This is a genomic window from Nostoc sp., from assembly GCF_054880495.1.
In genome coordinates this window covers 1-6,948 of the sequence record NZ_JBTYKD010000302.1, presented here as the reverse complement: position 1 = coordinate 6,948, position 6,948 = coordinate 1, and the positions used below count along the sequence as shown (strand labels likewise).

Here is a 6,948-nt window from a genome sequence, read left to right as displayed (position 1 = left end):
AATGATTGCAATGCGTTTAGTAAAGTTTTAATGCAATTCTTAATCTTATTTTACAGATATAGCTAACAATTTGGCATAGTAAGTACTGAAGAACCGAAAAAATTAACAGTCTCTAATCTTTTAAAGTTAATATTATTAATTAACCCTATTCTTTGAGATATTTCTAGTAAGTCATGAGCAGATATAGCTTCAAGTTCTTCTTCTGAAAGTAAACCTTTATATTTTGAAGATATGCTTCCTGCCACATCATAAAAATATTGTAAATCATAACCAATTATCAATCTATTTAATGCCCTGATAGTTTCATCCCATAGGAAAGCTAAAGCACCATCAAATAAGCCGTTAATGATTGATGCTACAAATTTTGATAAATAGCTTTTTTGTTCTATTGGAAGAGTCTCTAAAGCACTGTACAGCGCAAATATCGCTTTTCTCCTTTCATCAACAGATGAAAAAATATTATCCGTTGGTAGTCCAAGATAATTTAGCAAATCAATGTATGGCTTATCCAATGCTGTAATAGAATTTTCAATTTGAGATGATGTAATCTTTGTTGGTATTAATATAATTTCTGTATTATTCTCAGACATCTTTTTAGGGTAATGGTAAAATTATTTCTCAATAATATATTAAAATTATAATTAGATTACTATAGCAATAATACGTAAAATAAACATATTAATCATACTTAAGTTTTTCTAAGCGTACTGAAGCTTTAACACCTGTGATCCAAGGCTATAAGCATAGGTTTTTTTCAGCATTAAATAATCAGCACTGACTCGGAGCGATCGCACCAATAATCTATCTGATTCACTTAATTGATTAGTTTTATTTTTCTCTAAAAGTTGCAAATCTAGTTCTTGTTGACTTTCGGGAACTTGACTTTGACCAATAGTTAATGAATCTTCAATCGTTAATTCTTGCATAGCGATTAATTCCCCTTGTAATTCCAGGGGTGCATAATCAACAGTAGGAGGAGCATTTCTTTGGTTAGTCATAATTTTTGTAGAAAATGCTTTAGGGCAATATATCTTATATTACGATATTCTCGCTCGCTTAGAATCTGACCGCCGCTTGTATCTGGCTATTCGTCAAGAAACCTACTCAGAACTATTTCAAGAACCAATTGGTAAAATATTATTAGAAAATCAACGCCTTTGTTTACTTGTCTTTGACTCAAAACGAGAGGTGGTAGTGCAATGGATACCTTAGATAATTATCGCCAAATCATTCAAAAAGTATTAAACGAATACGCCCAACTACCCTACGCTTACGGAGAATTAGAAAGACAACTAATTATAGACCAAAGCGCCAACCATTACCTACTACTAACACTCGGCTGGGAAAATAATCAACGGGTACATGGTTGCTTAGTTCATATTGATATTATCAACGGCAAAATCTGGATTCAAAGAGACGGTACAGAATACGGTATGGCCAACGAACTTGTTAACGCTGGTATTCCTAAAAATCAAATTGTTCTCGCCTTCCAACCAGCCGATATCAGACAGTATACTGAATTTGCAGTTAATTAAGCTTAAAAACTGCTGCTAAATCTGGAATAGTAATTGCTATAACTTAAAACTCTCAAGTTGATATATTAGAAATATTCATACATACACATCTCATGTTAACCGTAACAATTGATGAAATCCAGCAAAACCTAACTGGCTATCTTCAACAAGTGGCAGCAGGAGAAAATATTATTATCATGCACGCAGGTAAACCTATTGCAGAAATTAAACCAGTTTCACTCACTTTTCAACAAATTAGACCTTATGGCTTATGTGCTGGGGAGTTCATTGTTCCAGATGATTTTGATAGTCCTTTAGCTGAAGATATTTTGAATATTTTTGAAGGTAAATGAAACTATTACTAGATACCCATATTTTCTTATGTTTGATTAGTGTTGATCAATCAAAAATGACCAAAAACCATAGGTTTTTTTCAACATTAAGTAATCAGCAATCACTCTCAGCGATCGCAACAATAATCTATCTGATTCACTTACTTGATGATTTTTCTCTAAAAGGCGATCGCTCCGACTCAGTTTTCCAATTATCATGGACTCAAAGGCTTAAGTTTCAACCTCAGAAGCCCAAAACCTCTATCCTAGCACTGTGGTAAAAAATACTGAAACTATTAAGATTAGAAGCATCTACCTACTGAATACCCACTAATCTTTCCCAACCATGCCTCTGTCACGCATAGTAACGCTGATTGTTGGTCTGATCGTCATTTTGGGGCTAGCCCTATGGCTAATTGATTCCCTATCACGCCTCTATTGGCAATTATCCTATTCGCCGTTGCTGGGCAATTTACTGTTGTTGCTGCTGATTATCCTCATCGGAGCGTTGGTTGCCGCTTTCGTTTATTATGTATTGGTGATTCAATCAGGGGAAAAGCGATCGCGCCGCAACCCAAAGCGAGTGACTGCGGCGCAAATCCCTGCGGCTAAATCTGACGCTGCTTCTACAACTCTCCAGGCTGTGCGCCAACAGGTAGGGCAAATTCAAGATGAAGTAGCACGTCAGGCTTTATTAAGTAAATCGCGGGAGATTGAAGCGAACTTAGCACGGGGTGAGATTCAAGTAGTGGTATTTGGTACCGGGAGTGCTGGTAAAACTTCCCTAGTTAATGCAATTATGGGACGCATGGTTGGTCAAGTGGATGCACCGATGGGTACAACCCAGGTTGGAGAAACCTATTGTCTGCGACTAAAGGGATTAGAACGCAAAATTTTAATTACAGATACGCCAGGAATTTTAGAAGCAGGGGTGGCGGGAACGGAACGCGAACAAATGGCGCGAGAACTGGCAACAGAAGCAGATTTACTGTTGTTTGTGGTAGATAATGACTTACGACGCTCAGAATATGAGCCGTTGCGGGGGTTGGCAGAAATTGGTAAGCGATCGCTTTTGGTGCTTAACAAAACTGATTTATATACAGATGAAGATAAAGAAGCCATCCTCGCTAGATTGCGTCAACGGGTACGGGGATTTATTGCTACTAATGATGTGGTGGCGATCGCTGCTAATCCCCAATCTGCACAACTAGAAACTGGCGAAACTTTCCAGCCGGAACCGGATATTATCCCTTTACTGCGACGCACGGCTACTGTTTTACGGGCTGAGGGCGAAGATTTGGTGGCCGACAACATTCTTTTGCAATCTCTGCGATTGGGAGATGAGGCGCGAAAACTCATTGATGGCCAGCGTCGCCGTCAAGCTGACAAAATCGTAGAACGGTTTCAGTGGATTGGTGCTGGTGTAGTATCAGTCACACCTATACCAGTCGTAGATTTATTGGCGACAGCTGCTGTTAATGCTCAAATGGTTGTGGAAATTGGTAGAGTGTACGGCTGTGAATTGAATATGGAACGGGGACGAGAGTTAGCCCTTTCTTTAGCGAAAACGATCGCCAGTTTAGGCATTGTTAAGGGAGCAATTCAATTATTATCTACAGCTTTGCAGCTGAATGTTGCCACCTTTATTATTGGTAGAGCAATTCAAGGCGTGACAGCAGCTTATTTAACGCGAATTGCTGGTAAAAGTTTTATTGAATATTTTCGTCACGATCAAGATTGGGGTGATGGTGGAATGACGGAAGTTGTACAGCGACAGTTTCAAATTAATCGCAGAGATGAATTTATCAAGGCTTTTATTCAAGAAGCGATCGCGCGGGTAGTCAAGCCGTTGACAGATAAATCTGAAGTAGTTGAACACGATGAAGAACTCAATAGTTAAAAGTTAAACGCTGTGGTAGATTGTTTTCGGAGTAAGAAACCGATAGTAATGCAATCATATTGAGCTAGCAGTCTCCCTAGCAACTTCTCGCAGCCGCTCCACATCGCGCATCGGTGGTGCACCAAAGAGCCGCTTGTACTCCCGGTTGAAGTGCGAGGCATCGTCGTACCCCACTCGGTAGGCAGCACTGGTAGCGTCAAGGTTTTCCCCCAGCATCAGACGGCGAGCCTCCTGGAGCCGCAGTTGCTTCTGGAACTGCAAGGGACTCATTGCAGTGACAGACTTGAAGTGATGGTGAAAGCCCGAGACGCTCATTCCCATTTCTCGTGCGATGTTTTCAATCCGAAGCGGCTCGTTAAAGTCTTTACGAAGTCGCTCGACAGCTCTGGCGATGTGGTAGGTGTAGCCGCCCAGAACTGCAATATGACGGAGCCGATTACCTTGCTCTCCCATCAGGAGTCGGTAAATGATTTCCCGCTTAATCAGTGGTGCGAGAACATGAACTTCAGCAGGGGAATCTAGAAGTCTGACGAGCCGCACCACAGCGTCCAAAAGATTTGCATCCAACAGACTTACGTCAATCGCTTTCACATCAGCACGGCTGCGCGATGAGGGATGCCCTACCTCGACCATGACTGAGCCAACGAGGGTGGGGTCAAGATCGAGGCGAACGCTAAAGTACGGTTGCGCCTTGGACGCTTCCAGGATTTGGCTGACAATCGGCAGTTCGACCGTAGCAAGTAGATAATGCATCGGGTCGTACTGATAGCGATCGCTGCCCAGAAGGACTTCTTTGCTGCCCTGAGCGATCGCACAAAAGGCAGGGATAGAGACACTATGAAGGCATTCCGAAGGCGAGGAGGCGCGGTTGAAGTGCAATCCTTTGAGCGGCTCAATTGTCCCATCATGACGAATAGCCTGTGCAATTCGCTCTTTCATTTCGTCTCTGTTAGCTTGCGCTCTGTCTGCCTCGCGCTTTGCCTGCTGGTCGTTCATTAAATCGATATCGGACTTTTCACTCGTTTTGGCAGCGTTCATTTCTAAGTTTGCAGGATTGTACAACAATCTTAGACGATCGTCCTATTGCTTGCCCTTGAGGATTCGTAGAATGAAGCTAAAGCAATGAAAAGCGATTCCGCCGTCTTGCAAGCGTCTGGATTTTTATTCAAGAGAAAACTCAGTTTTGATTGGGTAAGGGATTCACCTACTGACAACCAAAACGGCATCAAGGCTAACCTTGCTTCTTAAAAAATCCATCCCTATTGATAGAGAAGCGATAAATGCTCAATCTGTACGATTGGGACAGCCACCAAAATCGCATCAAGTGAAGGAATTAAGAAAATGGATATCAAAAGAAGTGGCTCACAGCCTTCCGCCAAAGGATCGGCTGAGTATTTTACCGGCACTGTCCGCATTGACCCCCTGTTCCAAGCAAATGATCCGGCACGCACATCTGTGCCAGTGTCACGTTTGAGCCGGGTGATCGAACAGCATGGCACACCCACCCGTTAGGACAGACCCTGATCGTGACGGCTGGCTGCGGTCTCGTACAACGCTGGGGCGGCTCGATCGAGCAAATTCGACCGGGGGACGCAATCTCGATCTCGCCGGGTGAGAAGCATTGGCACGGTGCTACACCAACCACAGCCATGACACACGTTGCCATTCAGGAGGCGCTCGACGGCAAGCCTGTGGATTGGCTGGAACAAGTCAGCAACGAACAATACCAGACGCCAAAAGTAGACAAATAGGAGCATCAATATTATGTACAACACGAAAGCTTATTCCGCAGCCAGTTCAACATCACCGCTGTCCTCCACCAAGATCAAGCGTCGCGATCCAACTGAACACGACGTGCAGATTGAAATCCTCTTCTGCGGCATCTGCCACTCCGACCTCCATTCGGTGCGTAACGAGTGGAGCAGTATCATGTCCACCGTCTACCCAATTGTACCAGGTCATGAGATCGTGGGCCGTGTCACCAAGGTTGGCTCGGCAGTTACGAAGTATAAGCTAGGCGACCTCGCTGCGGTCGGCTGCCTGGTGGACTCGGATGGTACCTGTCCCCATTGCCAAGCTGGTCTTGAACAGTTCTGCCCGAACCTGACCCTCACCTTCAACTCCCCGGACAAACACCTCGGAGGTATCACCTATGGTGGCTACTCCGATAGTATTGTCGTCGATGAAGGCTTCGTTCTGCGCGTTCCCACCAATCTCGATCTCCCTGGAGTCGCGCCACTCCTCTGCGCCGGGATTACAACCTACTCCCCCCTGCGCCACTGGGGCGTCACCAAGGGTAAGAAGGTCGGTGTGGTTGGTCTTGGTGGGCTGGGACACATGGGCGTGAAGTTTGCCCGTGCGTTCGGTGCCCACGTCGTCGTCTTCACCACCTCGCCCGACAAAACAGAAGACGCGCTCCGCCTCGGTGCTGACGAAGTGGTCGTCTCCCGCAACACCGATGAAATGCAGAAGCATGCTGGCAGCTTCGATTTCATCCTCGACACCGTCTCCGCCAAGCACGACATCAACGCCTATCTCAACCTGCTCCGCCTCGATGGCAACATTACCCTTGTCGGCGCACCTGAGAAGCCCCTGGACGTGTCGGCATTCAGCCTCATCATGGGTCGCCGCAGTCTCTCCGGCTCTAATATCGGCGGCATCGCCGAAACTCAGGAGATGCTCGACTTTTGCGGCAAGCATAACATCACCGCCGATGTCGAAGTCATCCCCATCCAGAAGGTAAACGAAGCCTACGAGCGACTGCTCAAGTCCGATGTAAAGTACCGCTTCTGTATTGATATGGCATCCCTTAAATCTGCATAACCGAGGTGGAACCTCGAAAGAATAACAATGCAAAAGCGCAAACTTGGAAACAGTAATTTGGAAGTCTCGGCGATTGGGCTGGGCTGTATGGGGCTGAACTATGCCTACAGCCATACCCTGGACAAGAAAGAAAGCATCTCCCTGCTCCAAGCCGCGGTGGAGCATGGCATCACCCTCTTTGATACGGCCGAAATGTATGGACCATTCACCAATGAAGAATTGGTGGGCGAAGCGCTCAAACCCTACCTCGATCAGGTCGTCATTGCCACGAAGTTCGGCATCAAGTTACAGCAATTTTCAGGTAATTGAACCACAAACTGCGGTAGGCTGGGAAGGGAGTTATTGTTAGATCCGATGCCAATATCTTACTCAGGAGATT

Annotated in this window: 12 protein-coding genes; 8 read left to right on the top strand and 4 right to left on the bottom strand. The window is 45.0% G+C overall.

Annotation, left to right across the window (positions count from 1 at the left end; genetic code table 11):
- Positions 1–62 precede the first annotated feature (62 nt).
- A complete protein-coding gene (locus ACYTXL_RS26280; RefSeq protein WP_461927261.1) occupies positions 63–590 on the bottom strand; it encodes a hypothetical protein in 528 nt (175 codons plus the stop codon).
- A 108-nt stretch (positions 591–698) separates the two neighbouring features.
- On the bottom strand, positions 699–998 hold the full coding sequence (locus ACYTXL_RS26275; protein ID WP_461927260.1) for a hypothetical protein: 300 nt from the start codon (positions 996–998) through the stop codon (positions 699–701).
- Here ACYTXL_RS26275 and ACYTXL_RS26270 point away from each other — a divergent pair.
- The 3 genes from ACYTXL_RS26270 to ACYTXL_RS26260 all read left to right on the top strand — a co-directional run bounded on the left by ACYTXL_RS26270 (position 997) and on the right by ACYTXL_RS26260 (position 1,867).
- Complete coding sequence (locus ACYTXL_RS26270; protein ID WP_461927263.1) at positions 997–1,212, top strand: element excision factor XisH family protein; 216 nt, start codon at positions 997–999, stop codon at positions 1,210–1,212. The two genes, ACYTXL_RS26275 and ACYTXL_RS26270, sit on opposite strands and share 2 nt — an antisense overlap.
- The gene (locus ACYTXL_RS26265; protein WP_461927259.1) at positions 1,200–1,535 is read left to right on the top strand and encodes an element excision factor XisI family protein; all 336 of its coding nucleotides are present in this window, start codon (positions 1,200–1,202) and stop codon (positions 1,533–1,535) included. Before ACYTXL_RS26270 ends, ACYTXL_RS26265 begins: the two co-directional genes overlap by 13 nt.
- Positions 1,536–1,627: 92 nt before the next feature.
- Entirely contained in the window at positions 1,628–1,867 is a 240-nt protein-coding gene (locus ACYTXL_RS26260; RefSeq protein WP_461927258.1) for a type II toxin-antitoxin system Phd/YefM family antitoxin, read from the top strand.
- A 36-nt stretch (positions 1,868–1,903) separates the two neighbouring features.
- Here the strand turns inward: ACYTXL_RS26260 and ACYTXL_RS26255 are convergent, their stop codons facing one another.
- On the bottom strand, positions 1,904–2,065 hold the full coding sequence (locus ACYTXL_RS26255; protein ID WP_461927257.1) for a hypothetical protein: 162 nt from the start codon (positions 2,063–2,065) through the stop codon (positions 1,904–1,906).
- Positions 2,066–2,192: 127 nt separating this feature from the next.
- On the opposite strand from ACYTXL_RS26255, the gene ACYTXL_RS26250 reads away from it, so the two are divergent.
- Positions 2,193–3,746 carry a YcjF family protein gene (locus tag ACYTXL_RS26250; protein ID WP_461927256.1) on the top strand — a complete coding sequence of 518 codons (1,554 nt, stop codon included), beginning with the start codon at positions 2,193–2,195 and terminating at the stop codon, positions 3,744–3,746.
- 54 nt (positions 3,747–3,800) lie between these two features.
- Here the strand turns inward: ACYTXL_RS26250 and ACYTXL_RS26245 are convergent, their stop codons facing one another.
- Complete coding sequence (locus tag ACYTXL_RS26245; protein ID WP_461927255.1) at positions 3,801–4,784, bottom strand: AraC family transcriptional regulator; 984 nt, start codon at positions 4,782–4,784, stop codon at positions 3,801–3,803.
- Positions 4,785–4,868: 84 nt separating this feature from the next.
- Between ACYTXL_RS26245 and ACYTXL_RS26240 the strand changes: the two genes are divergently transcribed.
- The 4 genes from ACYTXL_RS26240 to ACYTXL_RS26225 all read left to right on the top strand — a co-directional run bounded on the left by ACYTXL_RS26240 (position 4,869) and on the right by ACYTXL_RS26225 (position 6,878).
- A complete protein-coding gene (locus ACYTXL_RS26240) occupies positions 4,869–4,994 on the top strand; it encodes a hypothetical protein (protein ID WP_461927254.1) in 126 nt (41 codons plus the stop codon).
- Between the two features lie 203 nt (positions 4,995–5,197).
- Positions 5,198–5,497 (top strand): (R)-mandelonitrile lyase, encoded by a 300-nt coding sequence (locus ACYTXL_RS26235; RefSeq protein WP_461927262.1) that lies wholly within the window; start codon positions 5,198–5,200, stop codon positions 5,495–5,497.
- A 13-nt stretch (positions 5,498–5,510) separates the two neighbouring features.
- On the top strand, positions 5,511–6,569 hold the full coding sequence (locus tag ACYTXL_RS26230; protein ID WP_461927253.1) for an NAD(P)-dependent alcohol dehydrogenase: 1,059 nt from the start codon (positions 5,511–5,513) through the stop codon (positions 6,567–6,569).
- Between the two features lie 27 nt (positions 6,570–6,596).
- On the top strand, positions 6,597–6,878 hold the full coding sequence (locus ACYTXL_RS26225) for an aldo/keto reductase (protein WP_461927252.1): 282 nt from the start codon (positions 6,597–6,599) through the stop codon (positions 6,876–6,878).
- Positions 6,879–6,948 lie beyond the last annotated feature (70 nt).